Origin of the sequence: Rahnella woolbedingensis (assembly GCF_003602095.1) — a bacterium.
Classification (GTDB): Bacteria; Pseudomonadota; Gammaproteobacteria; order Enterobacterales; family Enterobacteriaceae; genus Rahnella; species Rahnella woolbedingensis.
Genome location: NZ_RAHH01000033.1, coordinates 1 through 26,978, shown reverse-complemented (window position 1 = coordinate 26,978; position 26,978 = coordinate 1). Strand labels below are relative to the sequence as shown.

Annotated in this window: 24 protein-coding genes; 8 read left to right on the top strand and 16 right to left on the bottom strand. The window is 54.3% G+C overall.

The window, feature by feature from the left end:
• Window positions 1-8: 8 nt before the first annotated feature.
• On the bottom strand, window positions 9-2,513 hold the full coding sequence (gene ptsP / locus D6C13_RS21725) for a phosphoenolpyruvate--protein phosphotransferase (protein ID WP_120134738.1): 2,505 nt from the start codon (window positions 2,511-2,513) through the stop codon (window positions 9-11).
• A 367-nt stretch (window positions 2,514-2,880) separates the two neighbouring features.
• On the opposite strand from ptsP, the gene D6C13_RS21720 reads away from it, so the two are divergent.
• From D6C13_RS21720 to D6C13_RS21700, 5 genes are read left to right on the top strand one after another with little or no spacing between them, the layout of a single operon-like run.
• On the top strand, window positions 2,881-3,960 hold the full coding sequence (locus D6C13_RS21720) for a PTS fructose transporter subunit EIIC (protein ID WP_120134736.1): 1,080 nt from the start codon (window positions 2,881-2,883) through the stop codon (window positions 3,958-3,960).
• Window positions 3,961-3,990: 30 nt separating this feature from the next.
• Window positions 3,991-4,320, top strand: coding sequence for a PTS fructose-like transporter subunit IIB (locus D6C13_RS21715; RefSeq protein WP_120134734.1), 330 nt, complete (start codon window positions 3,991-3,993; stop codon window positions 4,318-4,320).
• Between the two features lie 16 nt (window positions 4,321-4,336).
• A complete protein-coding gene (locus D6C13_RS21710; protein WP_120134732.1) occupies window positions 4,337-6,634 on the top strand; it encodes a formate C-acetyltransferase in 2,298 nt (765 codons plus the stop codon).
• Entirely contained in the window at window positions 6,600-7,487 is an 888-nt protein-coding gene (locus D6C13_RS21705; protein WP_120134730.1) for a [formate-C-acetyltransferase]-activating enzyme, read from the top strand. Before D6C13_RS21710 ends, D6C13_RS21705 begins: the two co-directional genes overlap by 35 nt.
• Before the next feature lie 23 nt (window positions 7,488-7,510).
• On the top strand, window positions 7,511-7,855 hold the full coding sequence (locus D6C13_RS21700; RefSeq protein WP_120134728.1) for a PTS fructose-like transporter subunit IIB: 345 nt from the start codon (window positions 7,511-7,513) through the stop codon (window positions 7,853-7,855).
• Between the two features lie 22 nt (window positions 7,856-7,877).
• Here D6C13_RS21700 and D6C13_RS21695 read toward each other — a convergent pair whose 3' ends face one another.
• The 3 genes from D6C13_RS21695 to metE all read right to left on the bottom strand — a co-directional run bounded on the left by D6C13_RS21695 (window position 7,878) and on the right by metE (window position 12,158).
• Window positions 7,878-8,735, bottom strand: coding sequence for an AraC family transcriptional regulator (locus D6C13_RS21695; protein ID WP_120134772.1), 858 nt, complete (start codon window positions 8,733-8,735; stop codon window positions 7,878-7,880).
• Between the two features lie 155 nt (window positions 8,736-8,890).
• The gene (gene budC / locus D6C13_RS21690; RefSeq protein WP_120134727.1) at window positions 8,891-9,655 is read right to left on the bottom strand and encodes a meso-2,3-butanediol dehydrogenase; all 765 of its coding nucleotides are present in this window, start codon (window positions 9,653-9,655) and stop codon (window positions 8,891-8,893) included.
• A 223-nt stretch (window positions 9,656-9,878) separates the two neighbouring features.
• Window positions 9,879-12,158 carry a 5-methyltetrahydropteroyltriglutamate--homocysteine S-methyltransferase gene (gene metE / locus D6C13_RS21685; protein WP_120134726.1) on the bottom strand — a complete coding sequence of 760 codons (2,280 nt, stop codon included), beginning with the start codon at window positions 12,156-12,158 and terminating at the stop codon, window positions 9,879-9,881.
• A gap of 104 nt (window positions 12,159-12,262) precedes the next feature.
• On the opposite strand from metE, the gene metR reads away from it, so the two are divergent.
• Complete coding sequence (gene metR / locus D6C13_RS21680) at window positions 12,263-13,198, top strand: HTH-type transcriptional regulator MetR (RefSeq protein ID WP_120134725.1); 936 nt, start codon at window positions 12,263-12,265, stop codon at window positions 13,196-13,198.
• Here the strand turns inward: metR and D6C13_RS21675 are convergent.
• Complete coding sequence (locus tag D6C13_RS21675; protein WP_120134724.1) at window positions 13,104-14,003, bottom strand: carboxylate/amino acid/amine transporter; 900 nt, start codon at window positions 14,001-14,003, stop codon at window positions 13,104-13,106. The genes metR and D6C13_RS21675 overlap by 95 nt on opposite strands.
• Window positions 14,004-14,205: 202 nt before the next feature.
• On the opposite strand from D6C13_RS21675, the gene D6C13_RS21670 reads away from it, so the two are divergent.
• Window positions 14,206-14,508 carry a DUF2756 domain-containing protein gene (locus D6C13_RS21670; RefSeq protein ID WP_120134722.1) on the top strand — a complete coding sequence of 101 codons (303 nt, stop codon included), beginning with the start codon at window positions 14,206-14,208 and terminating at the stop codon, window positions 14,506-14,508.
• Window positions 14,509-14,564: 56 nt separating this feature from the next.
• Here D6C13_RS21670 and ugpQ read toward each other — a convergent pair whose 3' ends face one another.
• The 11 genes from ugpQ to D6C13_RS21615 form a co-directional block, all read right to left on the bottom strand.
• Entirely contained in the window at window positions 14,565-15,305 is a 741-nt protein-coding gene (gene ugpQ, locus D6C13_RS21665) for a glycerophosphodiester phosphodiesterase (RefSeq protein WP_120134720.1), read from the bottom strand.
• A gap of 2 nt (window positions 15,306-15,307) precedes the next feature.
• Entirely contained in the window at window positions 15,308-16,381 is a 1,074-nt protein-coding gene (locus tag D6C13_RS21660; RefSeq protein ID WP_120134718.1) for a sn-glycerol-3-phosphate import ATP-binding protein UgpC, read from the bottom strand.
• Window positions 16,382-16,386: 5 nt separating this feature from the next.
• On the bottom strand, window positions 16,387-17,232 hold the full coding sequence (gene ugpE, locus D6C13_RS21655; protein ID WP_120134716.1) for a sn-glycerol-3-phosphate ABC transporter permease UgpE: 846 nt from the start codon (window positions 17,230-17,232) through the stop codon (window positions 16,387-16,389).
• Window positions 17,229-18,116 (bottom strand): sn-glycerol-3-phosphate ABC transporter permease UgpA, encoded by an 888-nt coding sequence (gene ugpA, locus D6C13_RS21650; protein ID WP_120134714.1) that lies wholly within the window; start codon window positions 18,114-18,116, stop codon window positions 17,229-17,231. The genes ugpE and ugpA overlap by 4 nt, the downstream gene beginning before the upstream one ends.
• Before the next feature lie 146 nt (window positions 18,117-18,262).
• Window positions 18,263-19,576, bottom strand: coding sequence for a sn-glycerol-3-phosphate ABC transporter substrate-binding protein UgpB (gene ugpB / locus D6C13_RS21645; protein ID WP_120134712.1), 1,314 nt, complete (start codon window positions 19,574-19,576; stop codon window positions 18,263-18,265).
• 199 nt (window positions 19,577-19,775) lie between these two features.
• Window positions 19,776-20,963, bottom strand: coding sequence for an aminotransferase-like domain-containing protein (locus D6C13_RS21640; protein ID WP_120134710.1), 1,188 nt, complete (start codon window positions 20,961-20,963; stop codon window positions 19,776-19,778).
• Window positions 20,964-21,094: 131 nt separating this feature from the next.
• Entirely contained in the window at window positions 21,095-21,796 is a 702-nt protein-coding gene (gene livF / locus D6C13_RS21635; protein ID WP_120134708.1) for a high-affinity branched-chain amino acid ABC transporter ATP-binding protein LivF, read from the bottom strand.
• Between the two features lie 21 nt (window positions 21,797-21,817).
• Window positions 21,818-22,588: a high-affinity branched-chain amino acid ABC transporter ATP-binding protein LivG gene (livG, locus tag D6C13_RS21630; RefSeq protein ID WP_120134706.1), complete on the bottom strand. Its 771-nt coding sequence runs from the start codon at window positions 22,586-22,588 to the stop codon at window positions 21,818-21,820.
• Window positions 22,585-23,874, bottom strand: a complete 1,290-nt coding sequence (locus D6C13_RS21625; RefSeq protein WP_120134704.1) for a high-affinity branched-chain amino acid ABC transporter permease LivM — start codon at window positions 23,872-23,874, stop codon at window positions 22,585-22,587. Before D6C13_RS21625 ends, livG begins: the two co-directional genes overlap by 4 nt.
• Complete coding sequence (gene livH / locus D6C13_RS21620; RefSeq protein ID WP_095924234.1) at window positions 23,871-24,797, bottom strand: high-affinity branched-chain amino acid ABC transporter permease LivH; 927 nt, start codon at window positions 24,795-24,797, stop codon at window positions 23,871-23,873. Before livH ends, D6C13_RS21625 begins: the two co-directional genes overlap by 4 nt.
• 162 nt (window positions 24,798-24,959) lie before the next feature.
• On the bottom strand, window positions 24,960-26,072 hold the full coding sequence (locus tag D6C13_RS21615; RefSeq protein WP_120134702.1) for a branched-chain amino acid ABC transporter substrate-binding protein: 1,113 nt from the start codon (window positions 26,070-26,072) through the stop codon (window positions 24,960-24,962).
• Between the two features lie 404 nt (window positions 26,073-26,476).
• On the opposite strand from D6C13_RS21615, the gene panM reads away from it, so the two are divergent.
• Window positions 26,477-26,857 (top strand): aspartate 1-decarboxylase autocleavage activator PanM, encoded by a 381-nt coding sequence (gene panM, locus D6C13_RS21610; protein ID WP_120134700.1) that lies wholly within the window; start codon window positions 26,477-26,479, stop codon window positions 26,855-26,857.
• Window positions 26,858-26,978 lie beyond the last annotated feature (121 nt).

Genomic DNA, 26,978 nt, shown 5'->3' with positions numbered 1-26,978 from the left:
CTCTCCTGTCAGAGTTCAAGCTCTTGTTTGAGCAGCGCTTCTATCTGTGCTGCTGTCGTCGAATTCATCAGCGCATTGCGGAAACTGTCGTGCATGATCCGCCGCGCCAGCTTAGAGAAAATCCGCATATGCTGGTCGCCCGCGGCATGTTTATTCAGCGTCAGCATAATGACAAACTGGGCTTCCTCATCGCCCCACTGCACCGGTTGAGAGAGCTTCGCGACGCTGATGGTCGATTGCTCAATGTGTTCGGATTTGGTGTGGGGGATCGCAAAACCGAAACCGAGACCGGTGGAAAATACCGCCTCACGCGCCCAGACGTCGGCAGCAAGTTTGCGCGGGTAGCGGCAACGACCGGCCAGCATCAGGTTATCGACCATGCCTTTAATCACTTCTTCTTTGCTGCGCCAGTCGGTATTGAGCGCGACACATTCCGCTGTGATCAGCGGCGCATCGTTGACCGCCATACGGAACTGCGCCAGCAGATGTTCAACTTCAAGCGAGGTGCGGCACTGCATGGCGCGGTTGAGCAGCAGGCGGCACTCGCGGCTGTCGAGTTTCGCCAGACGGGCTTTGGTCACCGGAACCGACGGCGCGCTCATGCTGATTTCATCCAGCCCCAGCCCGACCAGCAGCGGTAAAACCGAACCTTTCGCCCCCAGTTCGCCGCACAAACCAATCCACTTACCGTGACGATGCACTTCGCGCACAACATGGTCGAGACCGCGCAGGAAAGCCGGATTCAGGCTGTTGTAGTGGCGGGTCACTTTGGCGTTATCGCGATCCACCGCCAGCAGATACTGCGTCAGGTCGTTGCTGCCGATGCTAAAGAAATCAATCTCTTCGCAGCACTGATCAATGATGAACATCACCGACGGCACTTCCAGCATGATCCCCAGCTGAATTTTCTCATCGAACGGGATTTGCTCGCTGCGCAGCGACTGCTTCGCTTCCGCCAGCTTCTCTTTCACCCATAAGATTTCTTCCATTGAGGAAATCATCGGGATCATAATTTTCAGTGTTCCGTGCGCTGAAGCGCGCAGAATTGAACGCAGTTGTGTGTGGAATAAAGGCAGGAATTCCTGATAGATACGCACCGCGCGATAACCGAGGAACGGGTTATTCTCAGCCGGAATATTCAGATAATGGACCGGCTTATCGCCACCAATATCCATAGTGCGGACGATAATGGTTTTGCCTTGGGCGGCATCCGTGGCCTGGCAGTAAATGTTGTATAACTCATCCTCGGAAGGCGCGCTGGCGCGGTCCATATACAGCATTTCTGTACGGAACAAGCCGACGGCTTCTGCACCATTGCCAAACGCCGCGCTGGCTTCAACCGAATGGGCAATATTGGCCGCGACTTCAAGTCGCACGCCGTCGGCGGTATATCCCGGTTTATCAAGATATTCACTTTGCTGTTCACGCAGCGCCTGATGCACCGCCTGTTCCTGACGGTAATAGCGGCGAACAGGCTCGCTGAGCGCACAGGCAATCAGCCCCAGATCGCCGTCGATCTGCACATCCTGCTGTAAATAAGTCTGCAACGGTTTGGGATCAACGCCGACGAGGGCAGGAATATTGAACGATCGGGCGAGGATCACGGTATGTGACGTACTGCCCCCGCTGCCGAGTAACAATCCTTTAAGATGCTTTTTATCCAGCTCCAGAAACTGACTCGGCGTCAGTTCATCCGCCAGACAAATACTGGCTTCGCTCAGCGCTTGCTGGGAAGCAAAGCGTTCCTCACCATAGATTTGCTGTAAAAGCTGGAAGCTGACATCACGAATATCCAGTTCGCGTTCACGCAAATAAGCGCTGGACGATTGTGCAAGTTGCGCACTGAAATGTGCAGCAGTGTCGACAATACTTTGCGCACAACTCTGGCCTTGCGCCACGCGGCTCAGTAACGCTTCGCGCAGGCTGTTATCCCGCAGCAAAGAACGGTGCGCCTCCAGCACAGCGGTAATCGTTCCGCTGCCCGCCATCAGTTGTAATTCAATCGATTTTTCAAGCTGCGCCAGCCCGGCGGACAGCAGACTTTGCTCTTTGTCTTTTCCCCGGGACTCCGGCAAATCCGTCAGTGCTGCCAGATTGACGCTGGAAAGGCTGACCAGTTTGCCTATCGCACAGCCTTCGCTGACGGAACGGGCGCGGAAAACCAGCGGGGAAAGATGCATCAGGGATTCAGGAAGCGGCTCAAGTTCAGCGTTTTCATTGTGTTCAGGCAGGGCTTCATCGCAAAGCGGGAACTGATGCTCGATGAAATGGGCCAGCGCCACGTGCGCCGCGTCTTCGTCCGCGCCTTCGATGGTCACATGACATTCATCACCCAGCAAAATATCGGCGCTAATCAGTGACAACACACTTTTGCCATCAGCAAGGCGGTCAGTACGGACGTTATGCCACTCAAATGCGGAGCCGAAACCGTTGCACAACGTTTCGATATGACTGGCCGGACGGGCATGAACACCATTTACCAGCACGCAGGTGAAGCTCAACTTCTTAGTCATTTCTGAATCCTCATCCCAAATTCCGGTGCAATGTACCGGCTTATTGCAGGATAAGAGTCAGCAGGCGCTGATAGCTACCAGACAAAAATGACAAATGCTGGACAAATGTATTGTCAGTGTTTTTTTGCGAGCCAGCTCACACGCCAAAAGTCAGCAGAAACCTCGCAGTATTTCGGGTTATTTGAACCTGCTCGCATTTTTGATCTGACATTACAAAAGTCCAGTAAAACACAATTTTGTCCACTATTAGCGCCACGGTCAGCAGCCTATTGTTGAGATCGATAGCCTTTCTGTATCTGCGGTTTTTGAATTAAGGCCGCTGATATTTGCGATTTTTAGCCCGACACCGGTTTTCGTGGAGCCAATCATGAAAGACTTGCTCAATATTCTAAAAAATACCCGCCAGCATCTGATGACCGGCGTGTCTCATATGATCCCTTTTGTGGTCGCAGGCGGCATTCTGCTGGCTGTTTCGGTCATGCTGTATGGCAAAGGCGCGGTGCCGGATGCCGCAACCGATCCGAATCTGAAAAAACTGTTTGATATCGGCGTGGCCGGTTTAACCCTGATGGTGCCTTTTCTGGCGGCGTATATCGGTTACTCCATTTCCGACCGTTCAGCGTTGGCTCCGTCAGCCATCGGTGCCTGGGTCGGCGCCTCCTTTGGTGCCGGCTTCTTCGGTGCAATCATCGCCGGACTGCTCGGCGGTATTATCGTTTTCTATCTCAAGAAGATCCCGGTGCCGAAGATCCTGCGTTCAGTGATGCCGATCTTCGTGATCCCGATCATCGGGACACTGCTGACGGCGGGGATCATGATGTGGGGGCTGGGTGAACCGGTCGGCCTGCTGACCGCCTCTCTCACTCACTGGCTACAGGGTATGCAGCAAGGCAGCATTATTGTGCTCGCCATCATCATGGGTCTGATGCTGGCCTTTGATATGGGCGGTCCGGTCAACAAAGTTGCCTACGCTTTCATGCTGATTTGTGTGGCGCAGGGCGTGTATACGGTAGTCGCCATTGCTGCGGTGGCCATCGCCACGCCACCACTCGGACTGGGATTTGCCACGCTGATTGGCCGTAAATATTACACCACCGAAGAACGCGAAGCAGGCAAAGCCGCGATGCTGATGGGTTGCGTCGGCGTCACCGAAGGGGCGATACCTTTCGCCGCCGCTGACCCGCTGCGTGTCATTCCTTCCATCATGATCGGTTCTGCCTGTGCAGCGGTCACCGCAGCACTGGTCGGCGCGCAATGCTATGCCGGCTGGGGCGGGCTGATTGTGCTGCCAGTCGTCGAAGGAAAACTGGGTTACATCGGCGCATTGCTGGTCGGCATGGTGGTCACCGCGCTGTGCGTCAACCTGCTGAAACATCTGGCAGCCAAAAAACAATCCGCTAAAAAACATCAGGAATCCGACCTGGATCTGGATTTCGAAATTAACTGATCTCTGTGCAAAAAATAGAAGGATAAGACTATGACTCACATTATTGCTGTCACCGCTTGCCCGTCCGGCGTTGCTCACACTTACATGGCGGCAGAAGCTATTGAACGTGCAGCGAAAGCCAGAGGCTGGGAATGCAAAGTCGAAACGCAGGGCTCAATCGGTCTGGAAAATGAGCTGACACCGGCAGACGTTGCCGCTGCTGATATCGTGATCCTGACCAAAGACATCAGTATCAAACAGGAAGAACGTTTCAAAGGCAAAGTCACCGTCCGCGTCGCCATCAGCGATGCCGTTAAACGCGCTGACGCCATTATGGAAAAAATCGCGGCGCACCTCGCTAAAGCCGCTGTCACGGATTGAAAGTAAGGAGAACAGGATGACTTCCCGCATCGAACGTCTGAAAACTGCGCTTTTCGCCAACCCGCGTGAAATTTCGCTGGAACGCGCTCTGCTGTATACCGCAAGTCATCGCACTACAGAGGGCGAGCCCACGCTTTTGCGCCGGGCCAAAGCGACAGCCTATATTCTTGATCACGTAGAAATTACCCTGCGTGAGGACGAACTGATTGCCGGTAACCGTACGGTTAAACCGCGTGCGGGGATCATCTCTCCAGAAATGGACCCTTACTGGCTGCTGAAAGAGCTGGATGCTTTTTCAACCCGTCCGCAGGATCGCTTTACGATTTCTGAGCAGGATAAAGAGATTTACCGCGAACAGCTTTTCCCTTACTGGGAATCGCGTTCGATGAAAGATTTTATCAACAGCCAGATGCCGGAAGAGGTGAAAGCCGCCACCAAGACGCAGATTTTCAGTATCAATCAGACAGACAAAGGCCAGGGGCATATCATCATCGATTACCCGCGCCTGCTCAGCTGCGGTCTGGACAATTTAGTTTCTGAGCTTAAGCAGCACGTCAGCGATGCGCCGGATAATGCCTTTTATCAGGCAGCACTGATCTTGCTGGAAGCGTCGCAACGGCACATTTTGCGTTATGCCGCGCTGGCAGAGAAGATGGCGCAGCAATGCCCGGACGCGCAAAGAAAGCAAGAACTTGAGCGTATTGCCCGCATTTCGCAGCACATTTGCGGCAATAAGCCACAGGATTTCTATCAGGCCTGTCAGCTGTTCTGGTACATGAACATCATTTTGCAGTATGAATCCAACGCCAGTTCGCTTTCCCTCGGGCGTTTCGATCAGTACATGTTGCCGTTCTATCAGCATTCGCTGTCGCATGGGGAATCTGCGGAATTCCTTAAGGAGTTGCTGGAAAGCCTGTGGGTGAAATGCAACGACATCGTGCTGCTGCGCTCAACTTCCAGCGCGCGTTACTTCGCCGGATTCCCGACCGGTTACACTATTTTGCTGGGCGGCCTTACCGACGCCGGCCGCAGCGCCGTCAATGTGCTGTCATTCCTGTGTCTGGATGCGTATCAGAGTATCTGCCTGCCGCAGCCCAACCTTGGCGTGCGGGTCAACGAACTTATCGACCGTCCTTTCCTGCTGAAAACAGCCGAAACTATCCGTCTCGGTACCGGCATTCCGCAAATATTCAACGACGAAGTGGTGGTTCCTGCATTTCTCAATCGCGGTGTACGCCTTGAAGATGCTCGAGATTATGCCGTGGTCGGCTGCGTCGAATTATCCATTCCCGGCAAAACCTACGGTCTGCATGACATCGCCATGTTTAACCTGCTGAAAGTCATGGAACTGACCCTGCATGAGAACGAAGGCAACGCGACGCTCACTTATGCAGAGCTGATGGAGCAAATCCGCCAGAAAATCAGCCATTACGTCCGGCTGATGGCACAGGGCAGCAATATCTGCGATATCGGCCATCGCGACTGGGCACCGGTTCCGCTGCTCTCTTCGTTTATCGAAGGCTGCCTGGACAGCGGCAAAGACATCACTGCAGGCGGCGCGCGATATAACTTCTCTGGCGTACAGGGCATCGGCATCGCAAATCTCAGCGACTCGTTACATGCGCTGAAAGGGATAGTGTTTGATCAGCAGCGGCTCACATTTGACGAGTTGCTGGCCTCACTGAACGAAAACTTTGCCAGCGAAGAGGGCCGCGCCATTCGCGCGCGTCTGATTAACCGCTTCGAGAAATACGGCAATGACGTCGATGAGGTGGATTTAATCAGCGCCGATTTGCTGCGCTATTACTGCAAAGAAGTTGAGCAGTACCGCAATCCGCGCGGCGGCCAGTTTACGCCGGGCTCTTACACCGTATCCGCGCACGTGCCTTTAGGTGCCGTGGTCGGCGCTACGCCGGACGGTCGCTTAGCCGGTGAACAGCTGGCGGACGGCGGGCTTTCGCCGATGCTGGGCCAGGATCATCAGGGGCCAACCGCGGTGCTGAAATCCGCCAGTAAACTCGACAATACGTTGCTCTCAAACGGCACACTGCTGAACGTTAAATTCACGCCATCGACGCTCGAAGGCCAGCAGGGACTGAATAAACTGGCTGACTTCCTCGGGGCATTTACCCGTTTGAAATTACAGCATGTGCAGTTTAACGTGGTGAATGCAGAACAGCTGCGCGAAGCGCAAAAACGTCCGCAGGATTTCGCCGGGCTGGTCGTCAGGGTGGCGGGATACAGCGCGTTCTTTGTCGAACTGTCGAAGGAGATTCAGGATGACATTATCGGCCGCACCGCACACCAGCTCTGACCTGTGGATCCCCGTCACGGAAGAGCCGGAAAAGCGAGGACGCATCTTCAATATTCAGCGTTTTTCGCTCAACGATGGCCAGGGTATCCGTACCCTGGTTTTCTTCAAAGGCTGCCCGCACCGCTGCCCGTGGTGCGCCAACCCTGAATCGATGTCGCCACGCATTCAGGTCATCAAGCGGCAGGCAAAATGCCTGAGCTGTCGCACCTGTTTGCAGGATCCCGCCGAATGCCCGAGCGGCGCGATGGAATATGTCGGCGAAGATGTCACGCTGCCAGAACTGATGACGCGGTTGCTCAAAGATGAAGTATTTTTCCGCTCATCGGGGGGCGGCGTCACGCTTTCCGGTGGCGAGGTGCTGATGCAGCATGCGTTTGCCGGTGAGTTGCTCAAAGCGTTGCGGGCGCTGGGCATTTCTACGGCAATAGAAACCGCAGGCGATGCGCCGTTGTCTCATCTGCTTGCACTGACTGAAAACTGCGATCAGGTTCTGTACGATTTTAAAATTATGGATCCTCAGCGGGCGAGATCAGTGCTCAATATGAACCAGCCGAGAGTGATGGATAATTTTCGTGCGCTGGCTGAGCACGGCGTAAATCTGCTTCCCCGCCTGCCGCTGATCCCCGGTTTCACGCTAACAGAGGAAAATATGCAGCAGGTTCTGGATTTCCTCCGGCCTTTCAACTTAGCCGAAATCCATCTGCTACCCTTCCATAAATACGGCGAAGCAAAGTACCCGTTGCTGGACAAAACTTACTCGATGCATAAGACAAAGGTGCCGGATGCCGCAACTATTGCGCCGTTTTATGCGATGGCTGAAAAATACGGTTATAAAGTCACGCTGGGTGGGTAAATTTTTAAATCAGGGGAAATACGATGTCGCTCAAACTGGTCGCAGTCACCGCTTGTATCAGCGGTGTGGCACATACTTATATGGCGGCGGAGCGTCTGGAAAAACTCTGCGCGCAGGAAAAGTGGCAGGTAAAAGTCGAAACGCAGGGCGCGCTGGGCGTCGAGAACTTACTGTCTGAAGCGGACATTGCTCAGGCGGATATTACCTTGCTGATCACTGAAATTCAGCTGGAACAAAGCGAACGTTTCGCTCACAGCCGCTGCGTTCAGACGGGTATTCATACGTTTTTACGTACCCCTGAAAAAGTGATGGCTGCGGTAAAAAAAATCTCTACCTCGCCACAGGGCACAAAAATCGTTTTACCGTAAATCCCTCGAAACAGGTCAGCAGTCAGGCATTTTCAAACTGGCTGCGGTATTGACGGCGGTATTCTGAAGGAGACCTTTCGGTGCTCTTTCTGAACTGGCGGCAAAAATAGTTGCTGTCGATAAACCCGCAGGCGTGAGCCACTTCCCGGACTTTCATGTCATACCCTTTCAGCAAATTCTTCGCCTGCTCCAGCCGCACATAATTCAGGTACTCATTCAGCCCGACGCCGCCACTTTTCTGAAACAGATGCGATAAATAATTCGGCGAAATATAGAACGCTTTAGCGACAGAATCGCGGGTCAGCGGTTCGCGGTAATGCTCTTCAATATACTGACGGATAGCGGCGAACAGCGCCTGGCTGCGCGAAACGATTTGCACCGAAGAACTGAAGAGATCCAGCGCGTGGCTGAGCAGTCCTTTAACCAGAAACTTAGCCGTGGGCTGATCCTGGCGATGCCACGCCAGTTCGTTGAGCGCCTGTAACATGAATGCACCGGTACGCGGCCCGCGCCGCCCGACATTGCCTTTTTCGCTGGAAGAAAACTGTTCTCCATCCCAGTTAAGCAGGCTGAAACCCAGCTGTTGTTTGCCAAACAAAAAACTCAGCGTCCGCACGGGTTGCTGCCACTGCGGGCTGTTCCAGCCTTTTGCCGGAACGAACAGCGCATCGCCAGCCTGCATCCGGGTCGTCTGAACATTGCCGTGCTCATCTTCCCATTTCATCAGCTGTTCACCGTCCAGAACCAGCTCAAGACGGGGGAAATCCACCTGATAGGCCAGCTCCGGTACCGGATGCTGAGCACCGGCAAAATACACCTGACGGATGCCCGCCGGATGTTCAAGTAACGGAGATAATAGAGGAAAAAGAAGATGGGTCATGGTCAGACTACCTTTGCGCAGAATCACCGCCATGATAGCGAATCTGTCGAGGGGAAAGGACAACATGGCGCAAATTTGCGGCAGACCGCGAAAAAATGGCCCGCCAGTGAAGTGGCGGGCCGGAAGTGCGAATTTTATCGCGGATTCATCTGCAACTACACCAGTGAAGGCTGCCCGTTAGAGGCAGAAAGACCACCATCGACCGGCAGATTCACCCCCGTCACGAAACGGGCATCATCACTGGCGAGAAACGCAATGACATCGGCAATTTCTTCCGGCTCTGCGCCCCGCCCCAGCGGAATACGTTCGGCAAATTTCGCCAGTAACGGCTTGTTGTCTTTAATGCCAGCCGCCATATCCGTGAAGGTCAGCGACGGACATACGGCGTTGACGCGCACGCCGTCTTTGCCGTGATCCATCGCAATCGAGCGGGTGAAGTTGGTCACACCGCCTTTCGCGGCATTATAAAAACTCATTCCCCAGTCGCCGCCGATACCGGACACCGACGAAATATTGACGATATTGCCTTTGCTTTTAATCAGCGCGGGCATAAAGAACCGCGTGCAGTAGAAAACGCCACTGAGATCGATACCAATGATTTTCTGCCAGTCGTCGAGGCTGGCCTCTGTCACGTTGCCCTGAACTACCACACCCGCGCCGTTCACCAGCACGTCGACACGACCGAATTTATCTTCAATCACTTGCGCCATACGCTCCACATCCGCGGCACAAGAAACATCCGCCAGATGGATGTAATACTGCGTACTGCTCAGCGTTTTCGCGACTTTCTCCAGCTTTTCCTTCGTCCGGCCAACCAGTACCACAATCGCCCCTTCTGAAGAAAAACGCCGTGCGGACGCCGCACCCATGCCGGAACCTGCGCCAGTCACTACCACCACTTTGTCTGTAAACCGATTCATATTCTCTCCCTGTCTGATGGGTTAAAAGATAGTGAAGCCTGTATTAAGCCTAGCGGAGAACTATGCTGTGCGTGGAAATCCGGCCAGGTTCGGCACGCAGACAGCGCCACAGCCAGCGTATGGCGCGGGCTGAAAGAGACGTAACAAAGTGCGAATGAGTGCTATAAAAAAGGGGCACCAGAGTGCCCCAAATGGTTCAGCAACAACACAACGATGCTTTGTTTCAGGCTTTCTCAGCTCGCAGGCGCTTGGCGGCTTTCACCATGTTTTCCAGCGACTCGCGGGTTTCCGGCCAGCCGCGGGTTTTCAGGCCGCAGTCCGGGTTCACCCACAGGCGTTCTGCCGGGATACGATCCGCGGCTTTACGCAGCAAATCTTCAATCCATTCCACACTTGGCACATTCGGTGAGTGAATGTCGTAAACGCCCGGCCCGATTTCATTCGGATACTCGAAGTCTTTGAACGATTCCAGCAAGTCCATATCAGAGCGTGAAGTTTCGATAGTGATGACGTCGGCATCCAGCGCGGCAATCGAATCCATGATGTCGTTGAATTCGCAGTAACACATGTGGGTGTGGATCTGCGTGTCATCGCGGGCAATCGCGGCATTCAGTTTGAACGCATCCACCGCCCAGCGCAGATACGCATTCCACTCGGACTGACGCAGTGGCAGGCCTTCGCGCAGTGCCGGTTCGTCAATCTGGATGATGCCGATACCGGCTTTTTCCAGATCTTCCACTTCATCACGCAGCGCCAGGGCGATTTGTTTGGCGATGATTTCACGGCTGACATCTTCACGCGGGAATGACCAGCAGAGAATGGTAATCGGCCCGGTCAGCATGCCTTTCACCGGTTTCTCGGTCAGAGACTGCGCGTACTTCGCCCACTCAACGGTAATAGCTTGCGGACGGCTGACGTCGCCGATAATCACCGGAGGTTTCACGCAACGTGAACCGTAACTCTGCACCCAGCCATTTTGCGTGAAAACAAAACCGTCCAGATGCTCACCGAAATATTCGACCATGTCGTTACGTTCAGCTTCGCCATGCACCAGCACGTCGATATCCAGACGTTCCTGCTCTTTGATGGCCTGTTTAATATGCTCGCTGATACCTGTGCGGTATTTAGTGTTGTCCAGACGGCCTTGTTTGAAGTCCAGACGCAGGCCACGGATTTCAGTGGTTTGCGGGAAGGAACCAATGGTAGTCGTCGGCCAGGCTGGCAGATTGAAACGGGCGCGCTGCGCTTTGGCACGTTCGGTGTAAACGTGCGGACGCTCGATATCCGCGCCGGTAATCGCGGCAACACGCTTACCTACAGCGGCATTATTCACGCGGGTAGACTCACGGCGGGCGCGGATGGGTGCGCTGTATTGTGCCAGTTTCTGCTGAGCTTCTTCTGTCGGGTTATTCAGGGCACAAGTCAGTAATGACAGCTCGGCACATTTTTGCAGCGCAAAGGCGAACCAGCATTTGACTTCTTCATCGAGGCGGCTTTCAACGCTTAAATCGATCGGGCTATGCAGCAGTGAACAGGAGCTGCCAATCCAGACATTGCGTCCCGCCACCAGTGGCTTCAGACGGTCAAACCAGGTGCTCAGGTCCGCACGCCAGACGTTACGACCGTTGATCACGCCCAGAGAAATCAACCAGTCTTTTGGCAGGGCGTTGATGACGGTTTGCAGGTCGTCACGACCGGCGACGGCGTCAATGTGCAGCCCCTGTACCGGTAACTGGCGGATGGTGTCGAGGTTATGCCCGACGCTGTCGAAATAGGTGGTCAGCAGCAGTTTGGTTTTGTTCTGTTGCAACGCGGTGTACGCCGGTTTATAGGCATTCAGCCAATCCTGCGGCAACTCCAGCACCAGAGCCGGTTCATCAATCTGCACCCATTCGATATCGCGTTTTGCCAGTTCAGCCAGAATTTGCTGATACACCGGCAGAATATCGTTGAGCAGGGAAAGGCGGTCAAACTGCTCGCCTTTTACTTTGCCGAGCCACAGATAGGTCAGCGGGCCCAGCAGAACAGGTTTCACTTTGTGGCCGAGCGCCAGCGCTTCGTCCACTTCTTCCAGCAGCTGCGTCCAGGTCAGTTTGAATTTCTGCCCTTTCACAAACTCCGGCACCATGTAGTGATAGTTGGTGTTGAACCATTTGGTCATTTCAGCCGCCGCTGCCGGTTTACCTGTCGGTGCACGGCCACGGCCAAGGCGGAATAAAGTATCGAGATCCACAGAGCCGTCAGCATTCTGATGACGTGCAGGCACGTTACCCAGCAACAGGCTGGTGGTCAGTACGTGATCGTACCAGGCGAAATCGCCCACCGGCACCAGATCCACGCCGGCTTCAGATTGTTGCTTCCAGTGACGGGCGCGGAGTTCGCGTCCGGTTGCCAGCAGTTCTTCCTGAGTGGAATTGCCTGCCCAGTAGCTTTCTTGTGCTTTTTTAAGTTCACGACGCAGACCAACGCGTGGAAAACCCAGAGTGTGATTCAGTATCGTCATCTTTTTAATTCCTGTTTAGCCATCCAGATGTTTACACATCCATAATCCGCAGGTAGTGTATATTCCACAAGCGCAAATTATTCATGACACAGTGAAGGACTCTCATGATCGAACTGAAACACCTGCGAACGTTGCAAGCACTGCGTAACACCGGGTCACTGGCCGCAGCCGCCTCGCAGCTTCATCAAACCCAATCAGCTCTGTCGCACCAGTTCAGCGACCTGGAGCAACGGCTCGGTTTCAGGTTGTTCGTGCGAAAAAGCCAGCCTTTACGGTTCACGCCGCAGGGCGAAATCATGCTGAATCTGGCCGAACAGGTGCTGCCGCAAATCCAGCAGGCGTTGCAGGCCTGTAATGAGCCGCATCAGGCTTCGCTGCGTATCGCGATTGAATGTCACAGCTGTATTCAGTGGCTGACGCCTGCACTGGATAGCTTCCATCAGAACTGGCCACAGGTATTGATGGATTTCAAATCCGGCGTGACTTTTGACCCGCAGCCTGCGCTGCAACAGGGCGAGCTGGATATCGTGTTAACCTCCGACATTCTGCCGCGCAGCGGCCTGCATTATTCCCCGATGTTTGATTTTGAGGTACGTCTGGTACTCGCACCGGATCATCCGCTGGCCGACAAAACGGTGATTACGCCGGAAGACCTCAGCACGGAAACCCTGATGATTTATCCTGTGCAGCGTCAGCGTCTGGATATCTGGCGGCATTTCCTGCAACCGGCAGGCGTCAGCCCGGCGCTGAAAAGCGTCGATAACACGTTGTTATTGATTCAGATGGTGTCAGCGAGAATGGGTATTGCGGCGTTACCACACTGGGTGGTGGAGAGTTTTGAGCGCCAGGGTCTGGTCGTCACCAAAACCCTGGGCGATGGCTTATGGAGCCGCCTGTACGCCGCCGTTCGTGACGGCGAACAGCGTCAGCCGGTCACCGAAGCATTTATTCGTTCGGCGCGGCAGCACGCGTGCGATCATCTGCCGTTTGTTCGCGACGCGGCACGACCCAACGTCGGTGCACCCACAGTGAGGACATAATCACGGCGGCGCCGACGATAAAGCTCGGCCAGTACGGCTGCTGTTGCCAGATCGCCAGGTTAACCAGCAGCCCGGCCGGGACGTGAAAGTTGTTCATAATCCCAAGCGTACCCGCATCGACCTGCGTCGCGCCGTAGTTCCACATAAAATATCCCAGACCTGAAGCGCCGATCCCCAGCCATACCAGAATGCCCCATTGCAGGTCAGTGGTTGGCAGTTTTTGCGGATTGCCCCACAGGAACCACGCCACCACCGCACACAGTAACGCCCCCAGATAGAACCAGGAAAAGGCCGTATGCTGCGGCATCGGACGGGTTTCCATCAGACGTTTATAGCCCACCTGTCCGATGGCAAAACAGATATTCGCCGCCTGCACCAGTAATAAGCCAATGATGAAATGTTCGCTGATGTGGTCGTAACGGATAATCGCCGCGCCCGCCACTGCCAGCAGCGCGCTCAGCGCATACCCGATGCGGATCTTGCGGCCACTGATCAGATCATAAATCAGCGTGACGTACAGCGGCGTCATCACCGTAAACAGCAGGAATTCCGGCACCGAAAGGTACAAATACGCTTCGAAGCTGATGAGATACATGATGCCAAGCTGCATCGCGCCCACCGCCATATACAGCAAAATGGTGGTGAGCTGATGGCCTTTCCAACGCAGGAACGGCAGGAAAATCAGCGCCGCCAGCCCGAGACGGACCAGAACGGAAAACACGCTGTCGACCTGTCCGGCCAGATAGACGCCAATCAGGCTGAAAGAAAAGGCCCACAAAATGGTGGTGATTATGAGTAAAGGCACGGCAGTTGAGCCCTAAAATGTTAAAGATGGATAATTGTAACGGAATGAAGGAAACCGCGAAGCATGAAGGTGGTTTACATCTGTTTAATTATAGAGCAAACGAGAGCCGTGCCACGCTTTGAGGGAAACGTGCGCTCAAAGGACACGTTCACGGCTGCGATGGCATACACTTAACGTATGACTGGAAACGGAGGATGAACTGATGAAATATTTATATGGGATGCTCGCCGCGCTGCCGTTGCTGTTTGCCGTTCAGACCGCCAGTGCCGTCGAAAAGGTACCGAATCCGAACGACCCGCTGCTGACCAATCCTTCGCAACAGCGGATGCAGCAGCAACAGCAAACTAACCAGCAGATGCAGAAACGTCAGCAGGAGCAGGATATGCGTAACAGTCAGCAGCAACAGCAGCTGAAACTGAAATCGCAGATTCAGAGCAATCAGCAACGTTTGCAGATCCAGCAGAATAATCAGACGCTGGGACAGAAGCTGAATCAGACGCCTTAGTTAATCATTCAGGCGCGGTAGTCACTGCGCCTGATCTGTACTTTTAGCACCACGTTCTAGGTAAAATCCGGCCCGATCACATCAATCTTATCGGTACAGATACAGTCCACGCCCCAGTCCAGCAATTCGCGGGCACGCGCCGGGTTATTCACCGTGTACACCAGAATATGCAGACCGGCGTCTTTAATCGCCCGCACACGTTCTTCGTTGAGCAATTTATGATTGAGGTGCAGGGAAACGCATTCCAGCTCATCAGTCAGCGCTTTCCAGTCCTCATGCCATTCGTCGATCAGTAAGCCACGCGGCAGTTCCGGTGCAGCTTTTTTCGCGGCAACCAGCGCGTCGAATTCGAACGAGGAAAGCAGCGGCGGAACAGCCTGATCTTTCCACAATTCACGCGCCGCCAGCGCCACATCGGTACCGGTTTTTTCATTCAGACCGGTGGTCGGTTTGATCTCGATATTCACCATCATGTGATGACGCGAGCAGCGTTCGGCGACCTGCGCCAGCAACGGCAATTTTTCGCCTTTAAACGCGGCGCTGTACCAGTTACCGGCGTCGAGCTGTTCGAGCTTATCCCACGGCAGTTCACCTGCCACGCCCCAGCCGTTGCTGGTGCGGTTCAGTGTGTCGTCATGCAACAGGAAAATTTCCCCGCCCTGCGCCAGTTTGGCATCAAATTCGATCATGATATGACCGTATTTCGCGCCCATATCGATGGCCGCCAGCGTGTTTTCCGGAGCCAGTGCGCCGCCACCACGGTGCGCCACAATGCGAGGGTAAGGCCAGGCTTTCATGTTCATTCCATCCGTAATCCGGTGTGAGTATCGAAAAAGTGTAACGCTTTCGCCGGGAAAACCAAGCGCAACAGCGAACCGGCTGTCGGGAACACTTCATGCGATAAACGCACCACGACGCCGCTGCCCGCCAGTTTGCCATGCGCCAGATTATCCGCGCCCAGCAGTTCCAGCGTATTCAGCACCATCGGAATACCGTTTTGAGTGTCATCGGTCAGATGAATATGTTCAGGGCGGATACCGACCGTCAGTTCGCGACCACCCCATTCCGGACGCGCAACCGGCAGCGGCAGTTCAAACCCGCCTTCCATCACCAGCGATGTGCCGTCTGTGGTCAGTTGTCCGGGTAACAGGTTCATGGCCGGAGACCCGATAAAGCTGGCGACAAACAGGCTGGCCGGACGGCGGTAGACTTCCGACGGCGTGCCTATCTGCTCGGCGATACCTTTGTTCATCACGATCACGCGTTCCGCCAGTGTCATGGCTTCCACCTGATCGTGCGTAACGTACAGGCTGGTCGTACGCAGACGGCGGTGCAGCTGTTGCAGCTCAAGACGCATCTGCACGCGCAGTTTGGCGTCGAGGTTGGAAAGCGGTTCATCGAACAGGAACACCGCCGGTTCACGAACGATAGCGCGCCCCATCGCCACGCGCTGACGCTGACCGCCGGAAAGCTCACGCGGCTTACGTTTGAGTAACGGGCCGAGTTCGAGAATACGCGCCGCTTCTTCGACGCGGTCATTGATCTGCGCTTTGCCGAAGCCGCGGATTTTCAGGCCATACGCCATGTTGTCGTACACGCTCATGTGCGGGTACAGCGCGTAGTTCTGGAACACCATCGCGATGCCGCGATCTTTGGGTTCCAGCTCGGTCACACGCTGGTCGTTAATGTAGATATCGCCGGAAGTGGTGCGCTCCAGACCGGCGACCATGCGCAGCAGGGTCGATTTGCCGCAGCCGGAAGGCCCGACCATCACAATAAATTCGCCATCGGCGACGTCCAGATCAATGCTCTGAATAATCTGGTTTTTGCCGTCGTAGGATTTGGTCACTGCCTGTAATTTCAAATTTGCCATTTCAGTTACTTCTCACTGTCTACCAGGCCGCGCACAAACCAGCGCTGCATCAGGAGCACCACCGCCAGCGGTGGCAATAAGGTCAGGATCATGGCCGCCATCACCTGATTCCATTGGGTCGAGCCGTCACCGGAGGAGATCATGCTTTTAATCCCCGCCACCGCCGTGCCCATTGAGGCATCGCTGGTGATCAAAATCGGCCACAGGTACTGGTTCCAGCCATAGATAAAGGTGATGACGAACAGCGCCGCGAGATTGGTTTTCGACAGCGGCAGAACGATGTCCCAGAAAAAGCGCATCGCGCCCGCGCCGTCGATACGCGCGGCTTCCAGCAGTTCATCCGGCAAGGTCATAAAGAACTGACGGAACAGGAAAGTGGCGGTCGCCGAGGCCATCAGCGGCAGCGTCAGGCCGGTGTAGCTGTCGAGCATATGCAGATTGGCAATGACCTGAACGGTCGGGAAAATACGCACTTCCACCGGCAGCATCAGCGTCATGAAAATCAGCCAGAAGAACAGGTTACGCAGCGGAAAACGAAAATAGACAATCGCGAACGCCGAAAGCATCGAGACGGAAATCTTACCGACGGTGATGACCATCGCCATAATGAAGCTGTTGATCAGCATCCGTCCGAATGCCGGACTGCTGTTACCTGCACCCTGCGTCCAGATAGTGGTGATGTTTTCCCACAAATGCGTGCCCGGGATCAGCGTCATCGGCACATCGAAAATCTGTTTGTTATCCAGCGACGCCGCCACAAACGCGACGTACAGCGGGAATAAAATCACCAGCACGCCGAGCAGCAGCATGATGTGGCTGAAGATATCCAGCCCTCTGCGGTTCTCAATCATTGGTAACGCACCTTACGCTCGACAAAGCGGAACTGAATGAACGTCAGGCCGCAAACCAACACCATCAGAATGACGGACTGCGCGGCAGAGCTGGACAAGTCCAGACCGGAGAAACCTTCGCGATACACTTTATAAATCAGCGTGGTGGTCGCCTGTACCGGGCCACCCGCTGTCGCGGCATCAATCACCGGGAAGGTATCGAAGAAGGCGTACACCAGATTGACTACCAGCAGGAAGAAGCTCACCGGCGAAATAAGGGGCAATACCAGATTGAAGAAGCGCCGCACCGGGCCTGCGCCGTCGATAGCCGCCGCTTCCACCAGAGATTTAGGGATCGACTGCAACGCCGCCAGGAAGAACAGAAAGTTGTAGCTGACCTGCTTCCAGACCGATGCCAGCACCACCAGGAACATCGCCTGACCGCTGTTTTGCGCGTGGTTCCAGTTGTAGCCTATCGAGCCCAGAAAATGGGTGATCAGGCCGAGACCGGGACTGAACAGAAACATCCACAAGACGGCGGCAACCGCAGGGGCAACGGCGTAAGGCAAGATCATCAGCGTCTGATAAATCCGGCTGCCGCGTACCACGTGATCGACCAGCGCCGCGAAAAACAGCGAAACCGCCAGTCCGATAAACGCCACCATAAAGCTGAATTTCAGCGTGGTGTAGAAAGAGTCGAGATAGTACGAGTCCTGAAACAGCTGCGTGAAGTTAGTCATACCGGCGAAGGTACTGGATAGCCCGAACGGATCGAGCGTCTGCACCGAATACCACAGCGCCTGACCCGCAGGCCACAGGAAGAATATCGCGGTGATCAGCAACTGCGGCAGCACCAGCGCATAGGGCAACCAGCTGCAACCAAAACCGGGGCGGTGTGAACTCATGATGGTTTACTCATTGATGCGATGACGGGTTTGACTCCTCCCCCTGCGAAGGGGGAGGTTGGGAGGGAGTTTTAAAGACGACTACGGAGTTGCCATTAATACCCCACCCCAGCCCTCTCCTTCGCAGGAAAGGAAGCAAAACTGAATTACTTAGTAGAAGCTTCGAAGCGGCGAAGCAGGAGATTCCCGCGCTGTACTGCGGTATCCAGTGCTTCTTTGGCGGTTTTCTTGCCGCTCCACACGCTTTCCAGTTCTTCATCGACGATGGTACGGATCTGCGGCATGTTGCCCAGACGCAGGCCTTTGGTGAACGGTAATGGTGGCTTGTTCAGCATCTGGCGGGTGGCGACGTCAGAACCCGGATTCTTGTCGTAGAAGCCTTCTTTTTTGGTCAGCTCATACGCCGCAGTCGTCACCGGCAGATAACCGGTTTTCTGATGCCATTCGGCGGCGATTTCCGGCGTGGTCAGGAATTGCAGGAATTCGGCAACGCCTTTGTAGGTGTCTTTGTCTTTACCGTTCATCACCCACAGGCTTGCACCGCCGATAATGGCGTTTTGTGGCGCGCCTTTGATGTCTGCGTCATAAGGCATCATGCCTACGCCGTAGTTGAATTTGGAATACTGACGGATATCAGCCAGTGAACCAGAAGAGGCGGTAGTCATCGCACAATCGCCATTGTAGAACTTGGCGGTGGATTCATCCTTACGACCAAAATAGGTGAAATCACCCTTCTTGCTCATGTCTTCCAGCATCTGGATATGTTTGATTTGTTCTGGTTTGTTGAATTCCAGAACCGCATCCGTGCCATCGAAACCGTTATTTTTGGTGGCGATCGGCAGGCCGTGCCAGGCGCTGAAGTTCTCAATCTGGATCCAGCCCTGCCAGCCGCTGGCGTAACCACATTTCATGCCCGCTTCACGCAATTTTTCGGTGTACGCGGCCATGTCCTGCCAGGTTTTTGGTGGCTGATCCGGGTTCAGGCCGGCTTTCTTAAATGCGTCTTTGTTGTAATACAGCACCGGCGTGGAGCTGTTGAAAGGCTGGGACAGCAGACGGCCTTTGGAATCGGAGTAATAACCGGAAACGGTCGGCACGAACTGAGAAACGTCTTCTTTAATGCCTGCATCGCTGAACACTTCATAGACCGGCTTGATGGCTTTGCTGGCCATCATGGTCGCGGTGCCCACTTCGTAAACCTGCAAAATAGCCGGAGCATTACCGGTACGGTATGCCGCGATACCCGCAGCCAGGCTCTCGTCGTATTTGCCTTTGTAGACAGGCACGATTTTGACATCAGGGTGTGTCTGGTTAAAACGGTCGGCCAGCGAATTCACTTCTTTGCCTAATTCGCCGTCCATAGAGTGCCAGAAAGGAATTTCTGTCACAGCGAAAGCATTGGCGCTGAAAGCCAGCGTCAGCGCGGTGCCGATGACCGTTTTTTTGAGGTTGATGAACATGCCTGTCTCCTGAATTCTGCTGGTGTGCTGCAAGGGCAGCGAAATAATCGATGTTGAGAAACGTTTTTATTCGGGAGGTAACATGACACGGGAAAATGACAATTAAGTTACGGAGAAGTTAAGCGAAGATGACAAACAGATGGCAAAAAATAAGGCGCATCGGGTGAACAATGCGCCTCAGAGAAAAGAATAACGGGAATTACAGTGCGCGTTTCAGGCGGGCAACCGCCTCGTGCATTTGCTCTTCGGTGGCGGTCGCAAATGACAGACGGAAAGTGGAGTGATCCGGATTATCAGCATAGAAGAATTCGCCAGGCACAAACACTACGCCCTGCTCCATGGTCTTTTTCATCCACTCAGCGCAGTTACGCGGCTCACGGAAACGCGCCCACAGGAACATGCCGCCTTTCGGATATTCAAACGTCAGCACATCACCCAGTTCACGTTCCAGCAATTCGGCCATGATCTGGCATTTCTTTTTATACGCGGCACGGATGGTTTCGATCTGCTTCGGCAGACGGCCCAGACCGAGATAATATTCCGCGATAGTCTGCGACAGCGCGCTGGCGTGCAGATCAGCGGCCTGTTTGATGATGGCGACTTTATGCAACAACCAGTCAGGCATAATCACCCAGCCCAGACGCAGGCCCGGTGCCAGAATTTTGGAGAACGTCGAGGTGTAGATAATGTTGTCGGCATGACCGAACAGCGATTTGGACAATTCGAACAGTGTCGGCTGGCGTTCGTCGGTGAAACGCAGTTCGCCATACGGGTCATCTTCTACAATCAGGAACTCATGCTGTGACGCCAGTTTCACCAGCTGCTCACGACGGGCACGGCTCAGGGTTACGCCGCTCGGGTTACCGAATGTTGGCACCAAATACACGCCTTTGATTTTCTGCGTTTTCAGCAGTTCAGCCAGCTCATCAACAATCATGCCGTCGCCGTCAGAACCGACAGACAGCAGTTTGGCCTCGGCCAGTTCCAGCGTCTGTAATGCCGCCAGATAGGTCGGGCGCTCGACCACAAATACGTCATCCGGATTCACCACGGCGCGCATCACCAGATCCAGCGCCTGCTGGGACCCGGCGGTAACCACAATATCGTCCGGGCTCGCCACTACGCCACGTTCATGACAAAGTTCAGCAATACGCTCACGCAGCGTATAACTGCCTTCGGTCAGGCCATACTGAAAGGCATTTTCCGCCTGTTCGGTGATCGCCAGCTGTGTGGCTTCACGCAGGCCCTCGAAATCAAAAAGCGCTGAAGAAGGAATACCACCCGCCAGTGAGATAACGCCTTCCATTTTGCTGTGTTTCAGCAATTCCCGGATGGCCGAACTTTTTAGCCTGACCATACGGGCGGCGAGTAAACCTTCTGTGTTCATGACATGTTCCTGATGATGTGCAAAGTTATACGAATGTGAGAGATGTTAATTTATAGACAAAATAAAAACCGCAAAGCGCTTGCCGTGCGGTTTTATAGATTTATCACAGATTTTCAAAAATCGAATTCAATTTATGCGCCGAGATAGGCCGCACGTACCGCTTCGTTGGCCAGCAATGCCGCGCCGGTGTCTTCCAGCACCACATGACCGTTCTCCAGCACATATCCGCGGTCGGCGAGTTTCAGCGCCTGATTGGCGTTTTGCTCCACCAGGAAGATGGTCATTCCCTCTTCGCGCAGCTGCTGGATGGTGTCGAAAATCTGCTGGATGATGATCGGCGCCAGTCCCAGCGACGGCTCATCAAGGAGCAGCAAACGCGGCTGGCTCATCAGCGCACGGCCGATTGCCAGCATCTGTTGCTCGCCGCCGGACATGGTGCCCGAACGCTGAATACGGCGCTCTTTCAGGCGCGGGAACAGCGTAAACACGCGCTCCAGACGGGCATGGAACTGATCGCGCGTGGCAAAGAAACCGCCCATCGCCAGATTCTCTTCAACGGTCATACGCGAAAACACGCGGCGGCCTTCCGGCACAATCGCAATATCGCCGCGCATGATTTTGGCGGTCTGCCACTGCGTGATGTCCTGCCCTTCGAAAATGATCGAACCGTTGGTTGCACGGGGTTCGCCACATAAACTGCCGAGCAGCGTGGTTTTACCCGCGCCGTTCGCGCCGATCAGCGTGACGATTTCCCCTTTATTGATGCTCAGACTGACTTCATGCAGCGCCTGAATTTTGCCGTAATGGGCGGATACCTGATTAAATGACAACATCTTGTTCTGTCCCTTCACCCATTAACTTTCGCCCAGATAGGCACGGATCACGTCAGGATTATTGCGAATTTCAGCCGGTGTGCCCTGCGCCAGCGGCGTGCCCTGATTCACCACGTAGATACGGTCAGAAATGCCCATCACCAGTTTCATATCATGCTCAATCAGCAGCACCGACACGTTGTGCTGGTTACGCAGTTCGGCAATCAGCTGGTTCAGCTCTTCGGTTTCGCGCGGGTTCAGACCGGCTGCCGGTTCATCGAGCATCAGGATTTCCGGACGCGTCACCATGCAGCGGACAATTTCCAGACGACGTTGCTGACCGTAGGCCAGATTACCTGCCTGACGGTTTGCCAGCTCGAGCAACCCGACACGTTCCAGCCAGTCGGCGGCGCGGTCGAGCGCATCGTCTTCGGCGCGACGAAATCCCGGCGTTTTGAACAGACCTGCCAGCACACCGCTTTTCAGGTGCTGATGCTGGGCGACCAGCAGGTTTTCGATCACGGTCATTTCGCGGAACAGTCGCACGTGCTGGAAAGTACGCACCACGCCCATGCGGGCAATTTTCTGCCCCGGCAAGCCTTCAAGATGCTGGTCGCGCAGTTTAATGGTGCCGCCGCTCGGTTTGTAGAAACCGGTCAGGCAGTTAAACACCGTGGTTTTACCGGCGCCGTTCGGGCCGATCAGCGAGACAATTTCGCCCTGGTTGAGATTCAGCGCGACGTTGTTGACCGCCAGCAGGCCGCCAAAACGCATCATCAGCCCTTCAACCGCTAACAGAGGTTGCGTACTCATGCCTGTTCCCCCTGATCTGCGATTTGTTTCTTCGAAAGCTTCAGTTTGAGATGGACACGTTTCATCGGCAGCAAGCCCTGCGGACGCCAGATCATCATCAGCACCATTAATGCGCCAAGCAGTAACATGCTGTATTCATTCAGGTCACGCATCAGCTCGCGGGAAACCACCAGCAAAATTGCCGCCAGAATCACTGCAAACTGCGAGCCCATTCCGCCAAGCACCACGATAGCCAGCACGAAAGCGGATTCCGCAAAGGTGAAGGATTCCGGGCTGACGAAGCCCTGACGCGCGGCGAACAGCGTACCGGCGAAACCGGCAAACGCGGCACTGATGGTAAACGCGGTCAGTTTGATGCGGGTCGGATTCAGCCCGAGCGACCGGCAGGCAATTTCATCTTCACGCAGCGCTTCCCACGCACGCCCTAACGGCATACGCAGCAGACGGTTGATGATGAACAGTGTCGCGATCACCAGCAGAAGCGCCACCATATACAGAAAGATGATGCGGTCGCTCGGATCATACGCAACATGGAAAAAATTACTGAACGTATCCCAGCCACCGTCGCGTGGCGTGCGGCTGAACTCCAGCCCGAACAGCGTCGGTTTTGGGATCTGGCTGATGCCGTTTGGCCCGCCGGTCAGTTCGGTATTGTTGAGCAGCAGGATACGAACGATTTCACCGAAACCGAGTGTGACGATCGCCAGATAGTCACCCCGTAGCCGCAGAACCGGGAATCCGAGCAGGAAACCAAACGCCGCAGAGACCAGACCCGCCAGCGGTAACGCTTCCCAGAAACCGATGCCGTAATAGTGGTTCAGCAACGCGTAAGTGTAGGCACCGATGGCATAAAAACCGCCATAACCCAGTACAAGCAGACCGGAAAGCCCGACCACCACGTTCAGGCCGAGACCGAGCATGATGTAGATGAGTGTCAGCGTGGCGATATCCACCGTGCCGCGCGAGACGATAAACGGCCAGGCGATAGCCGCGATAATCAGCACCAGCGCCAGCAGTTTTTGTTTCGGCGTCGAACCATCAAAGCTCGGCAAAACCCAGCCCGGGCCGGAGACTTTTTTCAGGCCGCTGCTGACCATCGGGCGAAACAACTGGAACACGAAGACGATGGCGCAACCAATGGCGATCCACATCCAGCGTACTTCACCGGCGCCGTGAACCACCAGTTTGGTGCCATCGAGGCCCAGCTGCAGCCCCATGATGAACGAGGCCAGCACCAGCAGAACGAAAGCGGAGACCAGCGCATTTAACAGATTCAGGCGCTTCATACTTTCTCAACCTCCGGACGTCCGAGAATACCGGTCGGCAGCACCAGCAACACCACAATCAGCAGTGCGAAGGAGACCACGTCTTTGTATTCAGTGCTCAGATACGCCGAGGTCAGCGCTTCGGCCACGCCTAAAATCAGGCCGCCGATCATCGCGCCCGGAATGCTGCCGATACCGCCGAGAACCGCAGCGGTGAAGGCTTTCATCCCGGCCATAAAGCCGATGTACGGGTTGATGACGCCATAGAACTGACCGAGCAGAACGCCCGCGACGGCAGCCATTAATGCGCCAATCACGAAGGTCAGCGAGATCACGCGGTCAGTGCTGATCCCCAGCAGGCTGGCCATTTTGAGATCTTCTGCGCAGGCACGGCAGGCACGTCCCATACGCGAATAACGGATAAACAGCGTCAGCGCCAGCATGGCGACAAACGTGACTATCCAGATAATCAGTTGCATGGTGCTGATCGTCGCGGCGAAACCATTCGCCTCCCCCAGTTTCCACTGGCCAGTCACCAGACTGGGTAAAGCAAGGTCACGTGAGCCCTGAGTCAGGCTGACGTAGTTTTGGAGAAAAATTGACATCCCGATGGCAGAAATCAGTGCAATCAGACGCTTGGAGTTACGCACCGGCTTATACGCCACGCGTTCAATACTCCAGCCATAAGCACTGGAAATCACAATCGCGGCGATAAAACCGGCACCGATCAGCAACCAGCTGGCGTCGATACCCATCATCATCAAAGCGGCGATTACGATAAAAGAGACATAACTGCCGATCATATACACCTCGCCGTGGGCGAAGTTGATCATGCCGATAATGCCGTAAACCATGGTGTAACCAATGGCGATCAGCGCATAAGTACTGCCCAACGTCACGCCGTTGAACATCTGCTGAATGAAATAGAGGAACTGCTCTGACATACCCTATCCTTATTAATCAAGGGTTTGATAACTTGTGCTACTCCTCCCCCTGCGAAGGGGGAGGTTGGGAGGGGGTTTTGCAAACAACTCAGTTGCCATTAATACCCCACCCCAGCCCTCCCCTTCGCAGGGGAGGGAGCGGAGAACCACTTTGGTGCGGTTTTATTTGATAGGGGTAGACGTGCCGTCTTTATGCCACTCGAAAATACCGAATTCGAATCCTTTCAGGTCACCTTTCTCATCCCAGCTCAGCGGGCCCATTACGGTATCCACGGAAGCTGATTTCAGATTTTTAGCAATGTCAGCCGGCTCCATGCTGCCGCTGCGTTCCATACCGGTAGTCAGCGCCTGCAATGCCGCATAAGTTGTCCAGACGAACGGACCGGTTGGATCGAGTTTTTTGGCTTTCAGTGCATCAACGATGGGCTGGTTGGCCGGAACCTGGTCATAACGTTTTGGCAACGTCACAAACATGCCTTCTGAAGCATCACCGGCAATGTTAGACAGTGAGGAGTTGCCCACGCCTTCCGGCCCCATGAACTTCGCGTTCAGACCGGCTTGTTTTGACTGACGCAGGATCTGGCCCATTTCCGGGTAGTAACCACCGAAGTAAACGAAATCGACGTTGTCTTTCTTCAGACGCGCAACCAGCGTAGAGAAGTCTTTATCGCCTGCGGTGACGCCTTCAAACAGAACAACGTTGCCGCCGCCTTTTTTCAGTGCGTCCTGAACTGAACGGGCCAGACCTTCGCCGTACTGTTGTTTGTCATGCACAACGGCGATGCGTTTTGGTTTGATAGTGTCGAGGATGTATTTTGCAGCGGTCGGGCCCTGGTCGGAATCCAGACCGGTGGTGCGCATCACCATTTTATAACCACGGGTGGTCAGGTCTGCATTGGTCGCCGCTGGCGTAATCATCAGCACGCCTTCGTCTTCATAGATATCGGAAGCAGGCTGAGTAGAAGAAGAACACAGGTGGCCGATGACGTAACGGATACCGTCGTTAATCACTTTGTTCGCTACCGCGACCGCTTGTTTCGGGTCACAGGCATCGTCATATTCCACACCAACCAGTTTGTCACCTTTCACGCCGCCTTTGGCGTTGATGTCAGCGATGGCTTGTTTTGCACCCGTAAATTCCATGTCACCGTACTGGGCGACCGGACCTGACATAGCACCAACAATGGCGACTTTGATGTCTTTTGCGAATGCCGCCTGACTCATTGCTAATGCAATACAACCTGCCAGCCAGATCTTACCCTTAGTTACTTTCATCCGATTACCCCGTTTGATGTGTGTTGTGGTTTGCTCTTTTTTTGCCTGTTCAAAACATCGTCACTTATAAAATTTGGTATAAGTAATAATGAGTTACTGGCTTATTTCGTCTTATTTTCGAATAAGACTTTATAATTCATATCATTAAACAGGAATTTTCTTCTGCAAATCAAATAGCGCAATCAGAAATATGAGGTGTAAACAGAATTTTATTTGGGTGAAAAGGCGGCCCCGAATTAAACAATCAGTCGTTAACACTGGCTTTATTGATTAAAGCCAACATTTATCGCTTATGCAGAGATCGCCAAAAAACTTTTCGACCTGTTACTGTACAAAAAAAGTTACGCCCGATTTTTAGTGGATTCCGCTACACTAAACGCTTCCTTTTTCTGACCTTCCGCATCATGAAATTAACTATCCAAAAACTGACGTCACTCAGCGCGCAGGATCTCATCGACCTGGCAAAAATCTGGCCGGAGCAAACCGAAAGTGATTGGCAAGCCAGCCTGCAAAATGACTGTGCGCTGTTTGCCGCGGTGTTTAACGAACGCATTCTCGGCGCAGTGAAAATTACGCTCAGCGGCAATCAGGCTGAAATGAGTGATCTGCTGGTGCGCGAAGTGACGCGCCGTCGCGGTGTCGGGTTGTATCTGATGGAGGATTTGCAGGCGCAATTGCCGCAGGTGAAAAGCTGGACGATGAAAGCTGATGACGACGCGGTGACTGCGGCGTTTATGCAGGCATGCGGGTTTTCACTGGTAGGGAACCTCTGGAAGAAACCCTAAACCCCGGCATCAGATTTCAGGCATAAAAAAAGCGACCCGCAGGTTAATGCTGGTCACTTAAGGTGACCAGCATTGTTTTTTAAAGGATATTTCGACCTTTTTTCTCTCACTTCCCTTGCAT

Coding starts and splice junctions, on each gene's coding strand:
- ptsP (WP_120134738.1), bottom strand. CDS start 2,513: ATGACTAAGAAGTTGAGCTTCACCTGCGTGCTGGTAAATGGTGTTCAT.
- D6C13_RS21720 (WP_120134736.1), top strand. CDS start 2,881: ATGAAAGACTTGCTCAATATTCTAAAAAATACCCGCCAGCATCTGATG.
- D6C13_RS21715 (WP_120134734.1), top strand. CDS start 3,991: ATGACTCACATTATTGCTGTCACCGCTTGCCCGTCCGGCGTTGCTCAC.
- D6C13_RS21710 (WP_120134732.1), top strand. CDS start 4,337: ATGACTTCCCGCATCGAACGTCTGAAAACTGCGCTTTTCGCCAACCCG.
- D6C13_RS21705 (WP_120134730.1), top strand. CDS start 6,600: ATGACATTATCGGCCGCACCGCACACCAGCTCTGACCTGTGGATCCCC.
- D6C13_RS21700 (WP_120134728.1), top strand. CDS start 7,511: ATGTCGCTCAAACTGGTCGCAGTCACCGCTTGTATCAGCGGTGTGGCA.
- D6C13_RS21695 (WP_120134772.1), bottom strand. CDS start 8,735: ATGACCCATCTTCTTTTTCCTCTATTATCTCCGTTACTTGAACATCCG.
- budC (WP_120134727.1), bottom strand. CDS start 9,655: ATGAATCGGTTTACAGACAAAGTGGTGGTAGTGACTGGCGCAGGTTCC.
- metE (WP_120134726.1), bottom strand. CDS start 12,158: ATGACGATACTGAATCACACTCTGGGTTTTCCACGCGTTGGTCTGCGT.
- metR (WP_120134725.1), top strand. CDS start 12,263: ATGATCGAACTGAAACACCTGCGAACGTTGCAAGCACTGCGTAACACC.
- D6C13_RS21670 (WP_120134722.1), top strand. CDS start 14,206: ATGAAATATTTATATGGGATGCTCGCCGCGCTGCCGTTGCTGTTTGCC.
- ugpQ (WP_120134720.1), bottom strand. CDS start 15,305: ATGAAAGCCTGGCCTTACCCTCGCATTGTGGCGCACCGTGGTGGCGGC.
- D6C13_RS21660 (WP_120134718.1), bottom strand. CDS start 16,381: ATGGCAAATTTGAAATTACAGGCAGTGACCAAATCCTACGACGGCAAA.
- ugpE (WP_120134716.1), bottom strand. CDS start 17,232: ATGATTGAGAACCGCAGAGGGCTGGATATCTTCAGCCACATCATGCTG.
- ugpA (WP_120134714.1), bottom strand. CDS start 18,116: ATGAGTTCACACCGCCCCGGTTTTGGTTGCAGCTGGTTGCCCTATGCG.
- ugpB (WP_120134712.1), bottom strand. CDS start 19,576: ATGTTCATCAACCTCAAAAAAACGGTCATCGGCACCGCGCTGACGCTG.
- D6C13_RS21640 (WP_120134710.1), bottom strand. CDS start 20,963: ATGAACACAGAAGGTTTACTCGCCGCCCGTATGGTCAGGCTAAAAAGT.
- livF (WP_120134708.1), bottom strand. CDS start 21,796: ATGTTGTCATTTAATCAGGTATCCGCCCATTACGGCAAAATTCAGGCG.
- livG (WP_120134706.1), bottom strand. CDS start 22,588: ATGAGTACGCAACCTCTGTTAGCGGTTGAAGGGCTGATGATGCGTTTT.
- D6C13_RS21625 (WP_120134704.1), bottom strand. CDS start 23,874: ATGAAGCGCCTGAATCTGTTAAATGCGCTGGTCTCCGCTTTCGTTCTG.
- livH (WP_095924234.1), bottom strand. CDS start 24,797: ATGTCAGAGCAGTTCCTCTATTTCATTCAGCAGATGTTCAACGGCGTG.
- D6C13_RS21615 (WP_120134702.1), bottom strand. CDS start 26,072: ATGAAAGTAACTAAGGGTAAGATCTGGCTGGCAGGTTGTATTGCATTA.
- panM (WP_120134700.1), top strand. CDS start 26,477: ATGAAATTAACTATCCAAAAACTGACGTCACTCAGCGCGCAGGATCTC.